The organism is Carnobacterium sp. (assembly GCF_032094055.1).
Lineage (GTDB): Bacteria > Bacillota > Bacilli > Lactobacillales > Carnobacteriaceae > Carnobacterium_A.
In genome coordinates, this window is the sequence record NZ_DAMDAK010000049.1 from 278 (window position 1) to 1,512 (window position 1,235).

The 1,235-nt window shown below is 38.5% G+C and carries 1 protein-coding gene; it reads left to right on the forward strand.

Annotated features, from left to right (window positions below; all coding sequences use genetic code 11):
* Positions 1-1,235: heavy metal translocating P-type ATPase (locus RT405_RS08490; protein WP_313469097.1), on the forward strand; the 1,235-nt coding region annotated here is incomplete at both ends.

Consider the following 1,235-nt stretch of genomic DNA (forward strand, 5'->3'; position numbering starts at 1 on the left):
AATAAAAGCACGAAAGCGATCACCGGTTTGATGAATTTAACACCTGAAAATGCACTATTGATCCAAAAAGAGGATGTCATAATAGAAGTACCAACCGATTCATTAACAATAGGCGATAAATTACTCGTTCCAAAAGGAGCCAGCATACCAATCGACGGAGTTATTTTAACAGGGAACGGATTGATCGACGAATCGGCCGTTTCAGGCGAAACTCTTCCAATAGAGAAAATAGCAGGAGATGAAGTGATTGGCGGAACCATCAATTTAGCTGAAGCTTTTACTATGCAAGTTGCTAAAGACAGTTCTGACACTCTTTTTGCTAAAATCCTCCGAATGGTCGACGAAGCCCAAAGTACTCCTTCAAAAACTGCCACTATGATTGAAAAAATCGAAAATAAATATGTAGCTGTCGTTCTTATTTCTGTTCCGGTTATGATTGCCTTCTTTTATTTTATTCTGCAGTGGAGTTGGAATGAATCCTTTTATAGAGGAATGGTTTTATTAACTGTTGCTTCGCCTTGCGCTTTAGTTGCTTCTGCTGTTCCAGCAACACTTTCTGCTATTTCTAATGGAGCAAAAAAAGGGATCCTATTCAAAGGCGGCGCGTATCTTGAAAATTTTGGTCTGATTAAAGCGATCGCCTTTGATAAAACGGGAACATTGACTTCAGGAAACCTTGTCATGACAGATGCTTTTTTTAAGGCTGGAGAAGATAAAAAAAAGATTCAGCTGGTTTGCACAGCTTTAGAAAAAATGTCTACCCATCCGATAGCTAAAGCAATCGTACTAGCTTTTGAAGATCAAGGTCAGTCATCATTTATGATGGAAAATGTGAATGATTTGACGGGATATGGGTTATCAGGAATGGCCTTTGGAAGCCAATGGAAAATTGGAAAAAAAGAATATGTAGTGAACTCTACCGAAACCACAACTTTTAGCACGGATGCTGAAAAAATCCAAAAAGAAGGAAAAACAGTTATTTACGTTAGCCGAAACGATCAACTCGTTGCTTATTTTGGACTGCAAGATATTCCCAAAAAAGAGGCTAAAGAAATGATCCGCTATTTCAAATCTCAGGGCGTTTATACTATTATGCTGACTGGTGATCATATGGCAACTGGTGAAGCAATCGGAAAACAGTTAGAGATTGATGAAGTGAAAGCCAATTGTTTACCAGACGAAAAGGCCCAACTTATTAAGCAGTTAAAAGAGCAATACGGAACGATTGCAATGGT